The organism is Trinickia sp. (assembly GCF_051953955.1).
In the GTDB taxonomy this organism is placed as follows: domain Bacteria; phylum Pseudomonadota; class Gammaproteobacteria; order Burkholderiales; family Burkholderiaceae; genus Trinickia.
The window spans coordinates 45,369-64,632 of record NZ_JBQCIF010000061.1 but is presented as its reverse complement, the minus strand read 5'-3'; the positions used below and the strand labels follow the sequence as shown (position 1 = coordinate 64,632).

At 65.7% G+C, this 19,264-nt stretch carries 18 protein-coding genes; 6 read left to right on the top strand and 12 right to left on the bottom strand.

The genetic code is table 11. The features are described 5' to 3' along the window. Nucleotides 1-34 precede the first annotated feature (34 nt). The 6 genes from ACTHNZ_RS11775 to bamE form a co-directional block, all read right to left on the bottom strand. On the bottom strand, nt 35-586 hold the full coding sequence (locus ACTHNZ_RS11775; RefSeq protein ID WP_440542666.1) for an LPS-assembly lipoprotein LptE: 552 nt from the start codon (nt 584-586) through the stop codon (nt 35-37). 13 nt (nt 587-599) lie between these two features. Next, the gene (leuS, locus tag ACTHNZ_RS11770; RefSeq protein ID WP_440542665.1) at nt 600-3,194 is read right to left on the bottom strand and encodes a leucine--tRNA ligase; all 2,595 of its coding nucleotides are present in this window, start codon (nt 3,192-3,194) and stop codon (nt 600-602) included. A 157-nt stretch (nt 3,195-3,351) separates the two neighbouring features. Next, nucleotides 3,352-3,819 carry an ExbD/TolR family protein gene (locus ACTHNZ_RS11765; RefSeq protein WP_440542664.1) on the bottom strand — a complete coding sequence of 156 codons (468 nt, stop codon included), beginning with the start codon at nt 3,817-3,819 and terminating at the stop codon, nt 3,352-3,354. Nucleotides 3,820-3,850: 31 nt separating this feature from the next. After that, the gene (locus ACTHNZ_RS11760; RefSeq protein WP_440542663.1) at nt 3,851-4,534 is read right to left on the bottom strand and encodes a MotA/TolQ/ExbB proton channel family protein; all 684 of its coding nucleotides are present in this window, start codon (nt 4,532-4,534) and stop codon (nt 3,851-3,853) included. A 65-nt stretch (nt 4,535-4,599) separates the two neighbouring features. After that, a complete protein-coding gene (gene dapB / locus ACTHNZ_RS11755) occupies nt 4,600-5,397 on the bottom strand; it encodes a 4-hydroxy-tetrahydrodipicolinate reductase (protein WP_440542662.1) in 798 nt (265 codons plus the stop codon). A gap of 180 nt (nt 5,398-5,577) precedes the next feature. Beyond that, nucleotides 5,578-6,369: an outer membrane protein assembly factor BamE domain-containing protein gene (bamE, locus tag ACTHNZ_RS11750; protein ID WP_440542661.1), complete on the bottom strand. Its 792-nt coding sequence runs from the start codon at nt 6,367-6,369 to the stop codon at nt 5,578-5,580. Nucleotides 6,370-6,532: 163 nt separating this feature from the next. Here bamE and fur point away from each other — a divergent pair, with 163 nt between their 5' ends. After that, nucleotides 6,533-6,961 (top strand): ferric iron uptake transcriptional regulator, encoded by a 429-nt coding sequence (fur, locus tag ACTHNZ_RS11745; protein WP_440542660.1) that lies wholly within the window; start codon nt 6,533-6,535, stop codon nt 6,959-6,961. Between the two features lie 197 nt (nt 6,962-7,158). Here fur and gap read toward each other — a convergent pair whose 3' ends face one another. Together gap and tkt are read right to left on the bottom strand one after the other, a co-directional pair. Beyond that, nucleotides 7,159-8,169, bottom strand: a complete 1,011-nt coding sequence (gene gap, locus ACTHNZ_RS11740; RefSeq protein WP_440542659.1) for a type I glyceraldehyde-3-phosphate dehydrogenase — start codon at nt 8,167-8,169, stop codon at nt 7,159-7,161. Between the two features lie 118 nt (nt 8,170-8,287). Further along, nucleotides 8,288-10,309: a transketolase gene (gene tkt / locus ACTHNZ_RS11735; RefSeq protein WP_440542658.1), complete on the bottom strand. Its 2,022-nt coding sequence runs from the start codon at nt 10,307-10,309 to the stop codon at nt 8,288-8,290. 258 nt (nt 10,310-10,567) lie between these two features. On the opposite strand from tkt, the gene speE reads away from it, so the two are divergent. Together speE and ACTHNZ_RS11725 are read left to right on the top strand one after the other, a co-directional pair. Further along, nucleotides 10,568-11,428, top strand: a complete 861-nt coding sequence (gene speE, locus ACTHNZ_RS11730; protein WP_440542657.1) for a polyamine aminopropyltransferase — start codon at nt 10,568-10,570, stop codon at nt 11,426-11,428. 93 nt (nt 11,429-11,521) lie between these two features. Beyond that, on the top strand, nt 11,522-12,262 hold the full coding sequence (locus ACTHNZ_RS11725; protein WP_440542656.1) for a 16S rRNA (uracil(1498)-N(3))-methyltransferase: 741 nt from the start codon (nt 11,522-11,524) through the stop codon (nt 12,260-12,262). Nucleotide 12,263: 1 nt separating this feature from the next. Here ACTHNZ_RS11725 and ACTHNZ_RS11720 read toward each other — a convergent pair whose 3' ends face one another. The 3 genes from ACTHNZ_RS11720 to ACTHNZ_RS11710 all read right to left on the bottom strand — a co-directional run bounded on the left by ACTHNZ_RS11720 (nt 12,264) and on the right by ACTHNZ_RS11710 (nt 15,991). Next, a complete protein-coding gene (locus ACTHNZ_RS11720) occupies nt 12,264-12,827 on the bottom strand; it encodes a barstar family protein (RefSeq protein ID WP_440542655.1) in 564 nt (187 codons plus the stop codon). Between the two features lie 16 nt (nt 12,828-12,843). Then, entirely contained in the window at nt 12,844-13,296 is a 453-nt protein-coding gene (locus ACTHNZ_RS11715; protein ID WP_440542654.1) for a ribonuclease, read from the bottom strand. A 388-nt stretch (nt 13,297-13,684) separates the two neighbouring features. Next, nucleotides 13,685-15,991, bottom strand: coding sequence for an NADP-dependent malic enzyme (locus ACTHNZ_RS11710; RefSeq protein ID WP_440542653.1), 2,307 nt, complete (start codon nt 15,989-15,991; stop codon nt 13,685-13,687). Nucleotides 15,992-16,152: 161 nt separating this feature from the next. Here ACTHNZ_RS11710 and thiL point away from each other — a divergent pair, with 161 nt between their 5' ends. The 3 genes from thiL (at nt 16,153) to ACTHNZ_RS11695 (ending at nt 18,289) form a co-directional block, all read left to right on the top strand. Beyond that, on the top strand, nt 16,153-17,154 hold the full coding sequence (thiL, locus tag ACTHNZ_RS11705; RefSeq protein ID WP_440542652.1) for a thiamine-phosphate kinase: 1,002 nt from the start codon (nt 16,153-16,155) through the stop codon (nt 17,152-17,154). Beyond that, entirely contained in the window at nt 17,144-17,701 is a 558-nt protein-coding gene (locus tag ACTHNZ_RS11700; protein ID WP_440542651.1) for a phosphatidylglycerophosphatase A family protein, read from the top strand. The genes thiL and ACTHNZ_RS11700 overlap by 11 nt, the downstream gene beginning before the upstream one ends. 87 nt (nt 17,702-17,788) lie before the next feature. Beyond that, on the top strand, nt 17,789-18,289 hold the full coding sequence (locus ACTHNZ_RS11695) for a CinA family protein (RefSeq protein WP_440542650.1): 501 nt from the start codon (nt 17,789-17,791) through the stop codon (nt 18,287-18,289). A 54-nt stretch (nt 18,290-18,343) separates the two neighbouring features. On the opposite strand, the gene pyrF is transcribed toward ACTHNZ_RS11695, so the two are convergent. After that, entirely contained in the window at nt 18,344-19,168 is an 825-nt protein-coding gene (gene pyrF / locus ACTHNZ_RS11690) for an orotidine-5'-phosphate decarboxylase (RefSeq protein WP_440542649.1), read from the bottom strand. Nucleotides 19,169-19,264 lie beyond the last annotated feature (96 nt).

The window sequence follows — 19,264 nt, the reverse complement described above, 5'->3', positions numbered from 1 at the left end:
GCGGCGAATGTGGCTTGTGGCCGATACCCGACGATCAGAGCGGCGGCGGCGGCAACGGCGCGCGCGGCACAATGCCCGGTGTCTGCGGGCCCGACGCCGGATGCAGCGAGTGCACCGTCGCGAGCCGGCGCGTCAGTTGATCCACGGCGTCGTTCTCCATGTCCGTGTACAAGAGTTCGGCTTCCTGCGCCTTCGCCGTAGCGAACTGGGTGTTGTAGGTCATGGCCCGGTTCAGCGCGATCGAACTAGTCGGGATCAAGGACGTGCCGTCGGCGCTCGCCAGGGAATAGCTGAGCGAGTACGTGAGTTCGTACTCTTGCGCCGCGCCGGCCAGATTCAGCGTCAGCACGCGTTGCCCCCGCCCTTCGCCGAGCGTCAGAATGGCATCGGCATTCGATGGCGACTCGACGACGACCGTATCGCTGCCGCCTTCGATCATCCGCGTCAGACGCGCAGCGACGATCGGCGGCGCCCCCACGATCGCCAGCCGCTTGAACGCGTAGTTTTGCTGGCCGCGCAGTTGGAAGCCGCACGCGGCGAGCACCGCCGTGCCGCACACGAGCGCAAGAAACGATCGGCGAATCACATTGACTCCTTGTTTACACGACGACGTTCACGAGCCGGCCCGGCACGACGATGATCTTCTTCGGGCTGTTGCCTTCGCTGAAACGCGCGAACATCTCGTGGCCGAGCGCCGCCGCTTCGATCGCTTCGCGCGGCGCATCCTTGGCGATCGTCAGCGAGCCGCGCACCTTGCCGTTTACTTGCAGCACCAGCTCGATCTCGGCCTGCTCGAGCGCTTTGTCGTCCACCTTCGGCCACGGCGCATCGAGTAGCGGCCCGAATTCGTCGACGAAGCCGAGCGTCTGCCAGAGCGCGTGCGTCACGTGCGGCACGACCGGGTACAGCACGCGCAGCAGCACGCCGTAGCACTCGCGCAGCACGCTGGGCCGCGCGAGTTTCGCGTCTTCCAGCGCGTTGAGCATCTTCATCGCGGCCGAGACGACCGTGTTGTACTGCAGGCGCTGATAGTCGAAATCGGCCTGCTTGAGCACGCTATAGATCTCGCGGCGCAGCGTCTTGTCGACTTGCGAGAGCTTCGCCGGATCGAAAGTATCACGCGCGACGAGTTCGGCTTGATTTGCATGCCCGAACGCCCAGACACGGCGCAAAAAGCGGCTCGCGCCTTCGACGCCCGAGCCCGACCACTCGAGTTGCTGCTCGGGCGGCGCCGCGAACATCGTGAACAGGCGAGCCGTATCCGCACCGTATTGATCGATCAGCAGTTGCGGGTCGACGCCGTTGTTCTTCGACTTCGACATTTTCTCGACACCGCCGAGCACCACGGGCTGCCCATCCGCATTGAGCGTCGCGCCCACGGGGCGCCCCTTCTCGTCGTGCTCCACCGTGACGTCGGCCGGGTTGTACCACGTCTTCTTGCCCGAGGCGTCCTCGCGGTAGAACGTTTCGTTGAGCACCATGCCCTGCGTGAGCAAGTTCTTCGCGGGCTCGCCGAAATTCACGAGCCCCATGTCGCGCATCACCTTCGTCCAGAAGCGCGAATAGAGCAAGTGCAGGATCGCATGCTCGATGCCGCCGATGTATTGGTCCATCGGCATCCAGTAATCGGTGCGCGCATCGACCATCGTCTCGGCATCGGGGCAGGTGTAGCGCGAGAAGTACCAGGAGGAATCGACGAACGTATCCATCGTGTCCGTCTCGCGCTTCGCGGGTGCGCCGCACTTCGGGCACGCGCAATCGACGAACGCCGCCGATTTCGCGAGCGGGTTGCCCGTGCCGTCCGGCACGAGATCCTCGGGCAGCACGACGGGCAGATCCTGTTCCGGCACCGGCACGTCGCCGCAGGCGGCGCAATGAATGATCGGAATCGGGGTGCCCCAGTAGCGCTGGCGCGAAATACCCCAATCGCGCAAGCGCCAGGTGACTTGCTTATCGCCAACGCCGAGCGCCTTCAAATCGGCGGCGACCGCATCGATGGCCTGCTCGTAGCCCATGCCGTCGTAGCGCCCGCTATCGATGCATGCGATGCCTTCCTTTTCGCCATACCAGGCCTGCCAACCATCGAGCGAATACGCACAGCCGGCCTTCGCGATGACCTGCTTGATCGGCAGGCCGTATTTCTTCGCGAACGCGAAATCGCGCTCATCATGCGCGGGCACGCCCATGACGGCGCCTTCGCCATAGCTCATCAGCACGTAATTGCCGATCCACACCTCGACTTTCGCTTGCGTGAGCGGATGCGTGACGTAAAAGCCCGTCGGCATGCCCTTCTTTTCCATCGTCGCGATCTCGGCCTCGGCCACGCCGCCGTGCCGGCATTCGTCGATGAACGCTTGCAACTCGGGCTTGCCTTGCGCCAAGCGCGCCGCCAGCGGATGCTCGGCCGCGATCGCGCAGAACGTGACGCCCATGATCGTGTCCGCGCGCGTCGTGAACACGCGCAGCAGCTTGGACTCGCCGTCGATCTCATACGGGAAGCCGAAAGTCACGCCTAAGCTCTTGCCGATCCAGTTGCTCTGCATCACCTTGACGCGCTCGGGCCACCCCAGACCGTCGAGGTCGTTCAGCAGTTCGTCGGCGTATTGCGTGATGCGCATGTAGTACATCGGGATCTCGCGCTTTTCGACGAGTGCGCCCGAGCGCCAGCCGCGCCCATCGATGACTTGCTCGTTCGCCAGCACCGTCTGATCGATCGGATCCCAGTTCACCGTGCCCGTCTTCTTGTAGACGATGCCCTTCTCGAGCATCTTCAAGAACAGCCACTGATTCCATTTGTAGTACTTCGGATCGCAGGTGGCGACCTCGCGCGACCAATCGATGGCAAGCCCCATCGACTGCATCTGCCGCTTCATGTAGGCGATGTTCTCGTAAGTCCACTTCGCGGGCGGCACGCCGTTGGCCATCGCGGCATTTTCCGCGGGCATGCCGAAGGCGTCCCAGCCCATCGGCATCAACACGTTGTGGCCGTTCATCCGCAAATAGCGGTACATGACGTCGTTGATCGTGTAGTTGCGCACGTGCCCCATGTGCAGCTTGCCCGACGGGTACGGCAGCATCGAGACGCAATAGAACTTCGGCTTGCCGGCGATCTCGGCCGAGCGATAAGCGTTGGACGCATGCCAATCCGCCTGGGCGGCAGCTTCGAGGTCGGCGGGTAAATATTTTTCTTGCATGGCGGTGGTTCGGGCTGGGCTGTCGTGGCGCCTTGCGAAGCGGGCGCGGCAATACGTCGAGATGCGTCTTTCCCCGCGCGCGGGGAAAACGGTGATTATACCGCCCGCGGAAGCGCAAACCGCACGCACCGCGCGCCGCCGGCAACGCCGCGTGCCGTTATCGCTTACCCGAGGGCCCGGCCGATGCCGGCACGGTGCCGGGCTCGCCCGCACGCGGCGGCTCCGTCACGAAGCCGATCCGATCGAGTCCCGCCTGCTGCGCCGCGCCCATCACCTGCGCGATGACGTCGTAGCGCGTCGCGCGCGAGGCGCGTAGATGCAGTTCGGGCGGCTGTGCGGCCTTGCCCGCTTGAACGAGGCGGGCACGCAAGGCATCGAGCGTGAGCGGCTGGCCGTCCCAATAGAGCCGGCCCGCATCGTCGATCGAAAGCGTGACCGTTTGCGGCGTTTGCCGGACCGGCGCGGAAGCCACCTTCGGCAGTTCGAGCCGAATCGCATGCGTGAGCAACGGCGCGGTGATGATGAAGATGACGAGCAGCACGAGCATGACGTCGATGAGCGGCGTCATGTTGATCTCGGCCATCGGCGCGGCCGAGCGCTCTTTGTCGAATCCGCCGAATGCCATGATCGCTCTCCTCGCTCGAACGCGCGCGGGCTTATGCAGCGCTCTTTCCGTGCCCGTCGGGCGCGCAAACGTAAGCGTGCAAATCACGCGCGAAGCCGTCCAATTCTTCGGACAGCTGCCGCTGCATGCGGCCAAGGACGTTGTAGGCGAGCACGGCCGGAATCGCGACGACGAGCCCGAAGGCCGTCATGATGAGCGCCTCGCCGACAGGCCCCGCGACGTTCTCGATCATTGCCTGCCCGCTCGCGGCGATGCTGCCGAGCGCGTGATAGATGCCCCATACGGTGCCGAGCAAACCGACGAACGGCGCGGTGCTGCCCACCGAAGCGAGCAGCACTTGACCGAACTCGATGCGGCGCTGCGAGGCAAGCAGTGCCTCGCGCAAAGCGCGCAGCACGCGCTCGCCGCGATCGACGCGCGCGAGCATCGCAGACGCCGCATGAACCTCGGACGCAGCCAAGGCGGCCTCGGCCAGCGGCGCGAAAACACGTTCGCGATCCGCGCCGCGCAGCGCGAGCACGCCTTCCGAGAGCGTGGGCGATTGCCAGAACAGTGCAATGGCGCGCGGCCCTTGCCGCTTGGCCCGGCCGAGCATCCAGCTTTTGACGATCAGAAAGCACCAGCTTGCGATCGACATCGCCAGCAGCACATAGGCAACCGCGTGCGTCAGTGCGTCGCCCGATTCCAAATAGTGAACGATGCCCGTGTTTTGCATGCGAATGTGAATCCCGAATGCGAACCCGAATCCGAATTCCGATCAAAACGAGCGCGTCGCCCGCCTCAACGCAGGCCGAGCACGTCCTGCATGTCGTAAAGGCCGGCGCCGCGCTCGACGAGAAAGCGCGCAGCCCGCAAGGCACCCTGCGCATACGACACGCGGCTTGCCGACTTATGCGTGATTTCGATCCGCTCGCCGGTACCGGCAAACAGCACCGTGTGATCGCCGACGATATCGCCGCCGCGAATCGCCGAGAAGCCGATCGTCGACGGGTCGCGCTCGCCGGTCACGCCGCGGCGATCGTAGACGGCACAGTCCTTCAAATCGCGGCCGAGCGCACCGGCGATCGCCTCGCCCATCGCGAGCGCCGTGCCCGAGGGCGCATCGACCTTGTGACGGTGGTGGGCCTCGATGATTTCGATGTCGTAGCCGGTCGCGAAATGCCGCGCGGCGAACTCGAGCAGCTTGAGCGTGACGTTCACGCCCACGCTCATGTTCGCCGCGAAAACGACGCCGATTCGCTCGCCCGCGGCGCACACCGTCTCGCGCTGCGCGTCGGTCATGCCCGTCGTGCCGATGACGAGTTTCGTGCCGTGCCGCAGCGCCGCCTCGATATGCGCCATCGTGCCTTCGGGCCGCGTGAAATCGATGAGACAGTCGGCTTGAGACAACACGGCGTCGATATCGTCGCTCAGCACGACGCCCGTGGGCGCGCCGAGGAACGCGCCGGCATCCTCGCCCAATTGCGGCGAGCCCGATCGATCGAGCGCGCCCGCGAGCGTCGCATCGGCATCGTTCAAGACGGCTTCGATCAGCATCCGGCCCATTCGGCCCGAGGCTCCGGCGATCGCGATTTTCATCGGCAACATGCTTACCCCTTTTTCAATGACGGGCCGGCGGCTAGGCCGACCGGCGGCGCGGGCCGTGCACGGGGCACGCGCGCCTGAAAAGACGAAAGGCGGGCGGCGCACCCTGCGCATGGCCCGCCCGACGGCCCGTTCGCGCTTGACGCTGCACCAACGGCCTGGAACGACGAAAGATCAGCCGCCCGTGCTCGACGCAGCCGGTTGCGACGACGATACCGATTGCCCGTGCGTGGCCCCGGTGCTCGACTGCGAGCCCGCCGGACCGACAGGATTGCTTTGATCGGGCGCCCCGGGCTGCGGCTGACGATGGAACTGGAACTGCGGCGTCGCGCTCGGCAAACCATTCGACGGCGACGGCGCGCCCGAGCGCACGGGGGGTTTCTCCGGCGTGGCCGGCACCTGATTCGTCGCACGGTTGGCCGCTTGCGCGGCCGCCGCGTTGGCGTCTTCGGCAGGCGGGGCGCTCGCGCTCGCCTGCGCGGCACCGCTGGCCGATTGCGCCACGGCAGCGCTCGAGGCTGCGGCGGCCGAAGCAGCCGCTGCGGCTGCGGCCTTCGCCTTGGCCTTCTTGCCGAGTTTGTCGCCGTCGATATCCGCGAGCAGTTCGAGCTCGGACGGAAGATCGTCGCCGCCCGACCAGCTCGTGACCGTATCGCCTTGGAAGTTGACGACGAAATCGCGCTGCTGCACGACGGCCGTGGAGCCGCGCTTGAAGTAAAAGACGTAGTCCCAGCGGTCGTTGTGGAACATGTCGGTCAAGAGCGGCGTGCCGAGCGTTGCCTTCACTTCGTCGCGGGTCATGCCCACGCGCATCTTCGAGGCGGCTTCCTTCGAAACGAAGTTGCCTTGCACGATGGTGATGCGATACGGCGTAATGCTTTGAGCGACGCGCTGCGTGAGGCTGTCGTAGGTCGAACATCCCGCAACGAGCGCAACCGTCGAGGCAGCGATCAACAGCTTGCGCACGTGACTCCCCCCGCGCTTCATAAGAAAATTTGGACTCATTTCACCCACCGTGCGGGCCCTTTTTCGTGTTGCGCCGGGCCGCGCGAGTTTCACCGAAGATGACCGGAACAGCAAAAACCCATTACTATTCGAGTCGTGCATTGTACTCTAGGGATGCCTAGCCATGACCAATCCCACCGATCTCAAAAACATCGGGCTGAAGGCGACCCTACCGCGCCTCAAAATCCTCGAAATTTTCCAGCGCAGCGCCGTGCGGCATTTGACGGCCGAAGACGTCTATCGCAACCTGCTCGGCGAGGAACTCGACATCGGCCTTGCTACCGTCTATCGGGTGCTGACGCAGTTCGAACAGGCCGGTCTGCTCTCGCGCAGCAATTTCGAATCGGGCAAAGCCGTGTTCGAATTGAACGAGGGCACGCATCACGACCACCTCGTATGCATCGACTGCGGGCGCGTCGAGGAGTTCTTCGACCCCGAAATCGAAAAACGCCAGCAGACGATCGCCGAAGAACGCGGCTTCAAGCTGCAAGAGCATGCCCTCGCGCTGTACGGCGCCTGCACGAAGGAAGCGTGCCCGCATCGCAAGCACTGACACGCCGCCCGCGCGGCTCGGACTGCCCGTTGTCGGCCGGTTCGACGGCCAGCAGCAGCGCGCCGCGTTAGGAAAGTGGATCGTTCGGATATGAAAAGAGCCGCCCCCGGTGCAAACGGCACCTCGGGCGGCTCTTTCGTTCGACGAGTGAGAAAAAAACTCGCCGGGGCCGAGCGCGGGCGAACCCGCGCGCAACCTCACTTCGCCGTGGCGAGTGCGACGGCCGTATCGAGCATGCGGTTCGAGAAACCCCACTCGTTGTCGTACCAGCTCGACACCTTCACCAGACGGCCGGCCACCTTGGTCAGCGTCGCATCGAACGTCGAGCTTGCCGGGTTGTGGTTGAAGTCGATCGAGACGAGCGGCGCCGTGTTGTAGCCGAGGATGCCCTTCAGCTCGCCCTCGGCCGCGTCCTTCATGATCGCGTTGATTTCCTCGACCGTCGTGTCGCGCTTGGCGATGAACGACAGATCGACGATCGACACGTTGATCGTCGGCACGCGGATGGCATAGCCGTCGAGCTTGCCGGCCAACGCGGGCAGCACGAGGCCGATCGCGGCAGCAGCACCCGTCTTCGTCGGGATCTGGCTATGCGTGGCCGAGCGCGCGCGGCGAAGATCTTCGTGATAGACGTCCGTGAGCACTTGGTCGTTCGTGTACGCGTGGATCGTCGTCATCAGGCCCGTTTCGAGGCCGATCTTGTCGTTCAGCGGCTTGACGAGCGGCGCGAGGCAGTTCGTCGTGCACGAGGCGTTCGAGATCACCGTGTGCGAGGCCTTCAGCTCGCCGTGGTTCACGCCGTAGACGATCGTCGCATCGACGTCCTTGCCGCCCGGCGCCGAGATCAACACCTTCTTCGCGCCGCCGGCCAAGTGCGCGCTCGCCTTTTCCTTCGACGTGAAAAAGCCCGTGCATTCCATCACGACGTCGACGCCGAGCTCGCCCCACGGCAACTCGGCCGGGTTGCGGTTCGCCAGCACGCGGATCTTGTCGCCGTTGACGACGAGGTTCTCGCCCTCGACCGACACTTCACCGGGGAACGGGCCGTGCGCCGTGTCGTACTTCGTCAGGTGGGCATTCGTCTTCGCATCGCCGAGATCGTTGATCGCGACGATCTGCAGATCGTGCTTCTTGCCGCTCTCGTAGAACGCACGCAGGGTGTTGCGGCCGATCCGGCCATACCCATTGATTGCAACGCGTACCGTCATGATGGTTCTCCTGATATTGGGGCTAAAAAAACCGTCGTACCTCATGCCTCCCGGCGCATCGCGAAGCGAAGCCGCTCGCGCTGCATCGGGAAGCCGTATTGCGTCTTCCCGCCTATCGTTACTCGAGCGCCGCTTTCACTGCCGCGACCACGTGCTCGACGGTGAAGCCGAAATGCTTGAACAGCTGGCCGGCAGGGGCCGACTCGCCGAACGTATCGATGCCGACCACGCCGCCTTCCAAGCCGACGTACTTGCGCCAGAAATCGCTCACGCCCGCTTCGATCGCGACGCGGCGCACGCCCTTGGGCAGCACGCGCTCGCGATACTCGGCGTCCTGGCGGTCGAACGCGGTCGTCGCCGGCATCGAGACGACGCGCGCCGCGATCCCTTGCTGCGCGAGCGGCTCGACGGCGTTCAGCGCGAGTTCGACTTCCGAGCCCGTGGCGATCAGGATGATCTTGCGCGCGACGATCTCGTCGTTCCAATCGCGCAGGATATAGCCGCCCTTCGCGATGTTCGCGATTTGCGCATCGCTGCGCGTCGAGAACGGCAGATTTTGGCGGCTGAAGATCAGGCACGAAGGGCCTTTGTGCTCGATCGCCTGCGTCCAGGCCACGGCAGTCTCGACCGTATCCGACGGACGCCAGACCTGAAGGTGCGGAATCAGGCGCAAGCTGGCGACGTGCTCGATCGATTGGTGCGTCGGGCCGTCCTCGCCGAGGCCGATCGAATCGTGCGTGAACACGAAGATCGACGGCGACTTCATCAGCGCCGCGACGCGCAGCGCATTGCGGCTGTAGTCCGAGAACGTCAGGAATGTACCGCCGAACGGCTTGTAGCCGCCATGCAGCGCAAGGCCGTTGATGACCGCGCTCATGCCGAACTCGCGCACGCCGTAGTTGATGTGGTTGCCCCACTCGATGCCATGCTCGCCCGCGCGCACGGGCTTGCTCGCCTTCCAGTTCGTGAGGTTCGAGCCCGTCAAGTCGGCCGAGCCGCCGAGCAGCTCGGGCAACGCGGCGGCGAGGCCTTCGATCGCCTGCTGCGACGCCTTGCGCGTGGCGACCGTCTCGGCCCGCTCGTTGGCGCCGGCGATGATCGCCCGCGCCTTGGCGGCCCAATCGGCCGGCAGCTTGCCGCTTGCGCGGCGCTCGAATTCGGCCGCTTCTTGCGGATATTTCGCGCGATACTGCGCAAAGCCGTCGTTCCATTGCGCTTCGCGCTGCGCACCCGCGGCCTTCGCGTCCCAAGCCGCATAGACCTCTTGCGGGATGACGAACGGCTCCCACTTCCAGCCGATCGCCTCGCGCGTGGCCGCGATTTCCTTGTCGCCGAGCGGTGCGCCGTGCGCGTCATGGCCGCCCGCCTTCGTCGGGGCGCCCTTGCCGATCACGGTCTTGCAGCAGATCAGCGTGGGCTTGTCGGCGCGCTTGGCGGCGGCGATCGCCGCATCCACCGCCTCCACGTCATGCCCGTCGACGTGACGGATGACGTTCCAGCCGTAAGCCTCGAAACGCTTCGGCGTATCGTCGGCGAACCAGTACTCGACGTGGCCGTCGATCGAGATGCCGTTGTCGTCGTACAGCGCGATCAGCTTGTTCAGCTTGAGCGTGCCCGCGAGCGAGCAGGCCTCGTGCGAAATGCCTTCCATCAGGCAGCCGTCGCCGAGAAACACGTAGGTGTGGTGATCGACGATCTTGGCGTCGGCCTTGTTGAACTCGGCCGCGAGCAGCGATTCGGCGAGCGCCATGCCCACCGCATTGGCGAGACCTTGGCCGAGCGGGCCGGTGGTCGTTTCCACGCCCGGCGTGATGCCGTATTCGGGGTGGCCCGGCGTTTTCGAGTGCAGTTGACGGAAGTTCTTGAGCTCGGCGAGCGGCAGGTCATAGCCGGTCAGGTGCAACAGCGAATAGAGCAGCATCGAGCCATGGCCGTTCGACAGCACGAAACGGTCGCGGTCGGCCCAATGCGGATCGGCCGGGTTGTGCTTGAGATGGCGCGACCACAGCGCGACGGCGATTTCGGCCATGCCCATCGGCATGCCCGGATGGCCTGAGTTCGCTTGTTGCACGGCATCCATCGCGAGCGCGCGAATCGCATTCGCCATGAGAGCGGTGGGAGCGGGAGACGAGGTCGTCATGTCGAGTCCGGAGAACGAGTCGAGAAAGCGTGGCGCGCGGCGGCCCGCTGCTCGTATTCGACCGCCGCCCGAGCGGGCGGGGCACCCGCCGCGGCGCAAGGCGGGAGGAGCAAGCGGACAGGCTGCAAAGCATGACATTCTAGCAGATGGCGCCCCGCGCCTCGCCGGCGCGCGCCGGACAAGGCGGTTCGGCGGACACCGCGGAAGTCCTATAATGAGCGGATAGCGACCTGCTTCGCGTCCGCCCGCCACGCTCAAGTGTTCTCACGCGTCGACCCCGCGCTGCTGTTTCATCCGTCGCCCGGCGCCGCTTACGGCTTTCCCGGTGCGCGCCGGGTCGCGCATGCCGATTCGCCGCATCAACGCATCGAGGTATGGGACACGCCGCAGCTAGGCCGCCTATTTACGCTCGATGGCCGGCCGATGACGTCGGAAGGCGACGAGTTCATCTATCACGAATGCATGGTGCACCCGGCCGCGCTCGCCCATCCGTCGCCACGCAAGGCGCTCGTGCTCGGCGGCGGCGACGGCGGCGCGGCCCGGCAACTGCTCGCTCATCCGAGCATCGAGCGGATCGTCGTCGCGGAGCTCGATGCCGCCGTCGTCAGCATGGCGCGCGATCATTTGTCCGCCGTTCACCAAGGCGCGCTCGACGACGCGCGCGTCCAGATCGTCATCGGCGACGCAGCAGCATTCGTCGCCACGACGGCCGAACGGTTCGATCTCGTCATCTTCGATCTGACCCCACCCGACTCCCCCGCCGCCGAACTCTATTCCGCGGCCTTCCATGCGCGCCTGAAGACGGTCCTCGCACCGCGCGCCATGCTGTCGATGCATCTCGGCTCCGCGCAGTTCCACCTCGAACGAGCAGCGGCGCTCGCGCGCGGGCTGCGCGCAAGCTTTGCGATGGTCGACGTCATGTCCGCGTTCGTCCCGCTGTACGGATCGCTTTGGCTGATGGCGCTCGCCAGCGACACGCTCGACGCCGCTTCGCTGTTCAAGCACGACATCGAAGAGCGGCTTGCGGCGCGCGGCATCGACGCGTTGCGCTACTATGACGCCGCGCTGCATCCGGCGCTGTTCGCGCTGCCGCGCAACGTCCGCGCGCAATTGCGTTAGCCGGCCGGCGCCGCCGCGCGCGGTGAACCGGGCGGCTCCGAACGCCACCGCAGCATCGCGCTTACCGCCCAACGTTTCTCGAACGCCGCTCTTATGCCTCGCTTTTTCGTCGACTCGCCCCTCGAGCCCGGCGCCGTCGTCGCCCTACCGGACGAAGTCGCTCGCCACGTCCAAGTGCTTCGCCTCGCCGCCGGCGACGCGCTGACGCTGTTCAACGGCCGCGGCGGACAGCACGGCGCGCGGCTCGTCGACATCGGGCGCCGCAGCGCGCTGGTCGAGATCGGCGCGTTCGCGCCCGTAGATGTGGAGCCGCCGTATCGGATCACGCTCGCGCAAGGCATCGCGGGCGGCGACAAAATGGATTGGCTCATCGAAAAAGCCGTCGAACTCGGCGTGGCACGCATCGCTCCGCTCGTCACGGCCCGCGGCGTCGTGCGCCTTTCGGGGGAGCGTGCCGGCCGCCGCCAGGCTCACTGGCAGGGGATCGTGCGCGCGGCCTGCGAGCAGTGCGGACGCAACCGGCTGGCCGCCGTGGAGCCCGCATGCGACCTGTCGAAATGGCTCGAAGCTTTACCCGCCGCTGGCGATGCAGGCGCACCGAGGCTCATGCTCTCGCCACGCGCGGGCATCGGATTCGCATCGCTACCGGAATCGCCGCCGAGCGGCGAGGTGACGCTGCTGATCGGACCGGAAGGCGGGCTCTCGCCCGAGGAGGAAGACGCCGCGGTGGCCCATGGGTTCACGGCGCTCTCGCTGGGGCCGCGGGTCTTGCGCACGGAGACGGCCGGCATCGCCGTGCTGGCCGCGCTCGCCGCGCGCTGGGGAGGATGGTGAATCAGGCGAACGAATAGAAGACGCGGAATGCCACTTTGCGCTCGGCCCAGAATTCGGCAGCCTCGCGGAAGACGTCGAGCAGCGTCTCGCGCCCTTCCTTGTCGAACTTCTGCGCAATCGGCAGCCCTTCGAGCACGATGACGAAGCCAGGCTGAGCGCCGGCCTTATGCACGAGATCGGTGAGGCAATCGTACAGTGCGTCGTAGTTCTTGCCGAAATGCTTCGGGAACAAGAACGACGTGGCGATCGTTTCCAGCACTTCCTGCTTCGACGCAGCCTGACCGCAATATGCGTAGAGAAAGTGCTGCTCGAGCCGCTGGGCTTCGTCGGCGAGGTCCTGCACGCGAAACGCCCGTATCGATTGGACGATGTTCGGTCGCACGGTCGCGAAAAGGCTCATAGGCTCCTCGCTCGGTGAATGCCGGGATGGTGCCGCGTCGCCCTCGGCGCTCTGACCGCGCTCGGCCATGCGCATTTGCATGACGCGCTGAAAAAGATTGCCGTCGCCGGCCGCGAACATATCCGTCGCGACTGCGGTGTCGTGCGCGTAGACGTTGTCGCTCATGCCGTTCATCCCAATGTCATTCAACAATGCGTTTAAAACTGTTGTAGTGGTCGTCTGAATAGAAACAGTTGTCGATCCGCCTTGGCGGGCCGCCGCAAACGATGCGGCGCGCGCCGCGGTTTCTCGCTCGCGGCGTGGGGACCGTGTACTCATGGTAGTAGCCGCGCCGGTGCGGCGGCAGCAGCCGCTCGAAATTGCCGAATACGACGCCGTCCTTCGCATACGGATAGGGGCCGCCGGCTGCTATCGAGTTCAAGGTCGCCACCGCCTCGGGCGGCAACTGCGCCCGCCCGATCGCGCCCGAAACGCCGGCCGACGGGGGCGACGCTTCTCGCGCCACGGCCACCGAAGCTGCCATAGGGCCGCCCTGCCAGCCGATGCCGGTCCATCCGGCCGCGGCCACGAAGGCGGCGAGCGCACCGTGGCGAAGCCACTTACCCGCTCGTTCGCGTGTTCCCGCGCGTGTCATCGGCCAGGTTTCCTGCTGCTAGATCGAAAGTGAACGACCACGAAAAGTGTAAGGGTATCGCTAACGGCCTTCAGACGCAATCTTTGTCTGGAAAATGAAAGGTTTAGCGTCGTTTTGGGGACCTTCAGCGGACCTCCGGCGGACCTTCCGATGGTCCTATTTATCGCGTATAAGCGAAAAATTTAGCGCAAGGAAGATAATATCTGCCTCGACGGTGCCCGATGCGGCGAGTCTTTGCCTCCTCGCCGTTGCTTCGAGCAGTCGGAAATCGTCGTTTCACGCACTTGGGGCGGCAGCCTCTCTCTTCGCCCCCGGCGTGCCCGCAACGGGCACGCCGTTTTTTTTTGGCTGCGTCAGGGCCCCGCGTGCGTAGCCGTATCAGCGCATATCAGCGCGAGGCCGCGCTGACGTCGGCCACGAGCAGGGCCGCCATGTTGACGATGCGGCGCACCGTGGCCGATTCGGTCAGCACGTGCACAGGCTTGGCGGCGCCGAGCAGGATCGGGCCGATCGCGATGTTGTTGCCGGCCGCCGTCTTCAGCAGGTTGTACGCGATGTTTGCCGCATCGATGTTCGGCAGCACGAGCAGGTTCGCTTCGCCTTCGAGCGTCGATTCCGGCAGCACCTCGCGGCGCAGCGCCGGATCGAGCGCGACGTCGCCGTGCATTTCGCCGTCGACTTGCAGTTCGGGCGCACGCTGCTTGATGAGTTCGAGCGTGTCGCGCATCTTTTGCGCGGACGGCGCATTGCTCGTGCCGAAATTCGAGTGCGAGACGAGCGCGACTTTGGGCTCGATGCCGAAGCGGCGCACTTCCTCGGCGGCCATGATCGTGATCTCGGCCAACTCCGCCGGTGTCGGATCGACGTTCACGTGCGTATCGACGAGAAAGATTTGGCGGCCCGGCAAGACGAGGCCGTTCATGGCGCCGAACACCGTGCAGCCTTCACGCTTGCCGATCACCTGATTGATGAAGTGCAGATGGCGATGCGGCGTCGAAATCGTGCCGCAGATCATGCCGTCGGCTTCGCCCTTGTTCACGAGCATCGAACCGATCAGCGTCGTGCGCCGGCGCATTTCCACCTTCGCCAGTTGCTGGCTGATGCCCTTGCGCGCCATCAGGTGGTAATACTCCTGCCAGAACTCGCGATAGCGCTCGTCGTGCTCGGTGTTGACGATCGTGAAATCGACGCCAGGAGTCAGCCGCAGCCCGTAGCGCTCGATGCGGTGTTCGATCACGGCCGGGCGGCCGATCAGGATAGGCGTGGCGAGCTTTTCGTCGACGACGATCTGCACCGCACGCAGCACGCGCTCCTCCTCGCCTTCGGCGAAGACGATGCGCTTCTTGCCGGCCTCGACGCTGCGCGCCTGCTGGAAGATCGGCTTCATCGTCGTGCCGCTGTGATAGACGAACTGCTGCAGGTGCTGCTTATAGGCTTCCATGTCCTCGATCGGACGTGTCGCCACGCCCGAATCCATCGCGGCTTGCGCGACGGCCGGCGCGATCTTGACGATCAGACGCGGATCGAACGGCTTGGGAATCAGGTACTCGGGCCCGAACGACAAATCCTGAATGCCGTAAGCCGTCGCGACGATGTCGCTCTGCTCCTGCCGTGCGAGCTCGGCGATCGCATTGACGGCCGCGATTTCCATCTCGCGCGTGACCGTGGTTGCCCCGGCGTCGAGCGCGCCGCGGAAAATGAACGGGAAGCACAGGACGTTGTTGACCTGGTTCGGATAATCGGTGCGGCCCGTCGCGAGCACGGCGTCCGGCCGCACTTCGAGCGCGGCTTCCGGCAGGATCTCGGGCGTCGGGTTCGCGAGCGCGAGGATGAGCGGCTTGTCGGCCATCGTCTTGACCATCTCGGGCTTGAGCACGCCACCCGCCGACAGGCCGAGGAAAATATCGGCCCCTTCGATGACCTCGGCCAGCGTGCGTGCCGACGTTTCGCGTGCGAAGCGCTCCTTGTCCGGGTCCATCAGCTCGGTGCGGCCCTTGTAGACGACGCCCGCCAAGTCGGTCACGAGGATGTTCTCGAGCGTCAGGCCGAGATCGACGAGCAAGTCCAGGCATGCGAGCGCGGCCGCGCCGGCGCCCGAAGCGACGAGCTTGACCTTCGCGATGTCCTTGCCGACGACCTTCAGGCCGTTCGTCACGGCGGCGGCGACGACGATGGCGGTGCCGTGCTGGTCGTCGTGAAAGACGGGAATCTTCATGCGCTTGCGGCACTCGCGCTCGACGATGAAGCAGTCCGGCGCCTTGATGTCTTCGAGGTTGATCCCGCCGAACGTGGGCTCGAGCGCGGCGATGACGTCGACGAGCTTATGCGGATCGGACTCGTTCAGTTCGATGTCGAAGACATCGATGCCGGCGAATTTCTTGAACAGCACGGCCTTGCCTTCCATCACGGGCTTCGACGCGAGCGGGCCGATGTTGCCGAGGCCGAGCACCGCCGTGCCGTTCGTGACGACGCCGACCAAATTGCTGCGCGCGGTGAAGCGCGCCGCATTGAGCGGATTCTCGACGATTTCCTCACAGGCGAAGGCGACGCCGGGCGAATACGCCAGCGCGAGATCGCGCTGGTTGATCATCTGCTTCGTCGGCGCGATGGCGATCTTGCCGGGCGAGGGAAATTCGTGATAATCGAGCGCGGCTTCGCGCAGCTTCGCCTTGGCGGCAGCGGGATTCGTAGACATGAGATGGGTGAGTCCAGTCTGTTTGCTTGTTACGCGGATTAGAATAAGAGTTCGACGCATTGTAGCGCCATTCGCCGCCCGTCCCGACTGCCTGGTCCGTCCGGGCCGGGCGCGCCCGACGCTCGAACGCCGCTGTAACCTACACGTTGACCCGCATCTTTATGTCCCTTTCCGAGTTCGCGCTGATCGAGCGCATCTTCGCGCAGCGCGCACGCCGGGGCCCGCGCAAGGCCGCGCTCGGCATCGGCGACGACTGCGCGCTGATCGCACCGGAGCCCGGCGAACTGTTGGCCGTTTCGACGGACATGCTCGTCGAAGGCCGCCATTTTCTGCCCACCGTCGATCCGCACGCGCTCGGCCACAAAACGCTGGCCGTCAATTTGTCGGACCTCGCCGCGATGGGCGCGAAGCCGCGCGCCTTCACGCTTTCGCTCGCGCTCGAATCCCCGAACGAAGCCTGGCTCGATGCGTTCGCCGAGGGCCTGTTCGCGCTCGCGGAGCGCTTCGATTGCGAGTTGATCGGCGGCGACACGACGCGCGGGCCACTGAACCTTTGCGTCACGATCTTCGGCGACGTGCCGGCGAACGCCGCGCTGCGCCGCGACGGCGCGCGAGACGGCGACGATGTCTGGGTGTCGGGCACACTCGGCGACGCGCGCGCGGGGCTCGGCCTCTTGCGCGGCGAATGGCCGCCGAATCTGTTCGACGAGCGCGAGCTCGTCTCGCTGAAGGGCGCGCTCGAACGGCCCGAGCCGCGCATCGCGCTCGGGCTCGCGCTGCGCGCGATCGCGCATTCGGCGCTGGACGTCTCGGACGGCTTGGCGGGCGACTTGCGGCACATCCTCGAACGCTCGCGCGTGCACGCCGCGATCGACGTCGACGCCGTCCCGCGCTCGAGCGCCGTGCGCAAGCTGCCGCTCGAAGCCCAGCGGCAGTGCACGCTTGCCGGCGGCGACGACTACGAGCTGATCTTCACTGCGCCCGCGCGCGCGCGCGAAGCGATCGCGGACGCGGGCGCCCGCGCGAACGTCGCCGTCACGCGGATCGGTACAATAAAGCCTCTGCGGCATGCGACCGACGAGCCGGCAATTGCCTGGCACGACGCTTCGCAGGCACCGCTCTTACTGACGCCGCACGGCTTCGACCATTTCGATGCAAACTGATCCGACGCTTCCCGGCGGCCCGCCGCCTTCCCCGCCCCCCACGGCGCATGCGCGGCCGTCGAAGAAGCGCCGCGCCAGCGCGCGCTTCATGCTCTCGAATCCGATCCATTGGCTTTCGCTGGGCTTCGGCAGCGGGCTCTCGCCGATCATGCCGGGCACGGTGGGCACGCTGTTCGCATGGGCCTCGTTCGCGGCGCTCGACGGCCGCCTGACCGTCGCCGCGTGGGCGGTGCTGATCGTCGTCGGCTTTTTCGCCGGCATCTATCTGACCGGCTTCACCGCGCGCAAGATGGGCACGGACGATCCCTCCCCCGTCGTCTGGGACGAAATCGTCGCGTTCTGGCTCGTGCTGCTGTTCGTCACCCCGGTGACGTTCACGGGCCAGCTCTGGGCATTCCTGGTGTTCCGCTTCTTCGACATGGTCAAGCCGCCGCCGATCCGCTACTTCGATCGCCGCGTCAAAGGCGGCTTCGGCATCATGCTCGACGATCTCGTCGCGGCGTTTTTCACGCTGCTCGTGATCGCCCTCTGGCATATGACCATCTGACCATCTGACCATCTGACCATCTGACTATCGACCTCCCGACCTTCCGAACCGCGACGCCGCGCCTCATCGTTCACCGAGATCATCGCAATGGCCACTGATTCCGTCGTTCATCAACTCGCCGTGCGCGCGGGCAACAAGCTGCGCGAGATGCACCTCTTTCTCGCCACCGCCGAGTCGTGCACGGGCGGCATGGTCGCCAGCGCGGTCACGGACATTTCGGGCAGCAGCGGATGGTTCGAGCGCGGCTTCGTCACCTATTCGAATCAGGCGAAGACGGAAATGATCGGCGTGCCGGCCGATCTCATCGACAAGCATGGCGCCGTCAGCGAACAGGTCGCGCGGGCAATGGCGGAAGGGGCTTTGCGCAACAGCCGCGCGCAGGTATCGCTTGCGATCACGGGCGTCGCCGGCCCCGGCGGCGGGACCGAAACGAAGCCCGTGGGCATGGTCTGCTTCGCCTGGAGCAATCGCCTGGCGACGTCGGCCGAAACGCACGTGTTCAAGGGCGATCGCGAACAGATTCGCGTTCAAGCGGCCGCGCATGCGCTGCGCGGGCTGCTCGAGCACATCGAGAAAAGCGAGCACTGAAGCCGCGCGCGCCCGAGCGCCGGCCCGGGCTCGGGCTCGGCTTGCGGGAAACCGTCAAAGGTAGGCGTTGATCTTGTCGCGCGTGTCCTGCGCCGCGCGCGCAGCAGCCTGGGCGAAGTCCTCGCCCTTCCCCGCGTAGAGGATCGCACGCGACGAGTTGATCATCATCCCCGCCCCCGCGCGCGTGCGTCCGGCGCGCACCGTTGCCTCGACGTCGCCGCCTTGAGCGCCGATCCCGGGAATCAGAAGCGGCATGTCGCCGACGATGCCGCGCACGAGTTCGATCTCTTTCGGGAACGTCGCGCCGACCACCAAGCCGAGTTGCCCGCTCGCGTTCCACTTCTCGGCGGCCAGCGAGGCGACGACTTGGTACAGCGGACGGCCGCCCGTTTCGAGAAACTGCAAGTCGGAGCCGCCGGGGTTGGAGGTGCGGCACAGCACGATCACGCCCTTGCCTTCATGCGCGAGGTACGGCTCGATCGAATCGAAACCCATGTACGGATTGACGGTCACGGCATCGGCGCGATAGCGCTCGAACGCTTCGCGCGCATACTGCTCGGCGGTGCTGCCGATGTCGCCGCGCTTGGCGTCGAGAACGACGGGCAGCCCCGGATGCTTGTCGTGGATGTGCCCGATCAGCGCTTCGAGTTGGTCCTCGGCGCGGTGCGCGGCGAAGTAGGCGATCTGCGGCTTGAACGCGCTCGCGAACGGAGCCGTCGCATCGACGATGTCGCGGCAGAAATCGAAAATCTTGTCGGGGCGGTTCGCAAACGCGCCCGGGAAACGCGACGGCTCGGGATCGAGGCCGACGGTGAGCAAAGAGCCCGTGCGTTGCCAGGCTTCGCTCAGCGAGCGGACGAACGAATAGGAAGTGGACATGGCTGGATCGAAATGCGCGCCGGTGGCGGGAAGGGCCGTATTCTACCTGGCCTGCCTGGCGGCTCTCCGCCCACGGCCGATGCGGACACCGCCGTG

Coding starts and splice junctions, on each gene's coding strand:
- ACTHNZ_RS11710 (WP_440542653.1), bottom strand. CDS start 15,991: ATGTCTACGAATCCCGCTGCCGCCAAGGCGAAGCTGCGCGAAGCCGCG.
- thiL (WP_440542652.1), top strand. CDS start 16,153: ATGTCCCTTTCCGAGTTCGCGCTGATCGAGCGCATCTTCGCGCAGCGC.
- pyrF (WP_440542649.1), bottom strand. CDS start 19,168: ATGTCCACTTCCTATTCGTTCGTCCGCTCGCTGAGCGAAGCCTGGCAA.
- dapB (WP_440542662.1), bottom strand. CDS start 5,397: ATGAAAATCGCGATCGCCGGAGCCTCGGGCCGAATGGGCCGGATGCTG.
- gap (WP_440542659.1), bottom strand. CDS start 8,169: ATGACGGTACGCGTTGCAATCAATGGGTATGGCCGGATCGGCCGCAAC.
- ACTHNZ_RS11760 (WP_440542663.1), bottom strand. CDS start 4,534: ATGCAAAACACGGGCATCGTTCACTATTTGGAATCGGGCGACGCACTG.
- ACTHNZ_RS11725 (WP_440542656.1), top strand. CDS start 11,522: ATGCCTCGCTTTTTCGTCGACTCGCCCCTCGAGCCCGGCGCCGTCGTC.
- tkt (WP_440542658.1), bottom strand. CDS start 10,309: ATGACGACCTCGTCTCCCGCTCCCACCGCTCTCATGGCGAATGCGATT.
- leuS (WP_440542665.1), bottom strand. CDS start 3,194: ATGCAAGAAAAATATTTACCCGCCGACCTCGAAGCTGCCGCCCAGGCG.
- fur (WP_440542660.1), top strand. CDS start 6,533: ATGACCAATCCCACCGATCTCAAAAACATCGGGCTGAAGGCGACCCTA.
- ACTHNZ_RS11700 (WP_440542651.1), top strand. CDS start 17,144: ATGCAAACTGATCCGACGCTTCCCGGCGGCCCGCCGCCTTCCCCGCCC.
- ACTHNZ_RS11720 (WP_440542655.1), bottom strand. CDS start 12,827: ATGAGCGACAACGTCTACGCGCACGACACCGCAGTCGCGACGGATATG.
- ACTHNZ_RS11695 (WP_440542650.1), top strand. CDS start 17,789: ATGGCCACTGATTCCGTCGTTCATCAACTCGCCGTGCGCGCGGGCAAC.
- ACTHNZ_RS11715 (WP_440542654.1), bottom strand. CDS start 13,296: ATGACACGCGCGGGAACACGCGAACGAGCGGGTAAGTGGCTTCGCCAC.
- ACTHNZ_RS11765 (WP_440542664.1), bottom strand. CDS start 3,819: ATGGCATTCGGCGGATTCGACAAAGAGCGCTCGGCCGCGCCGATGGCC.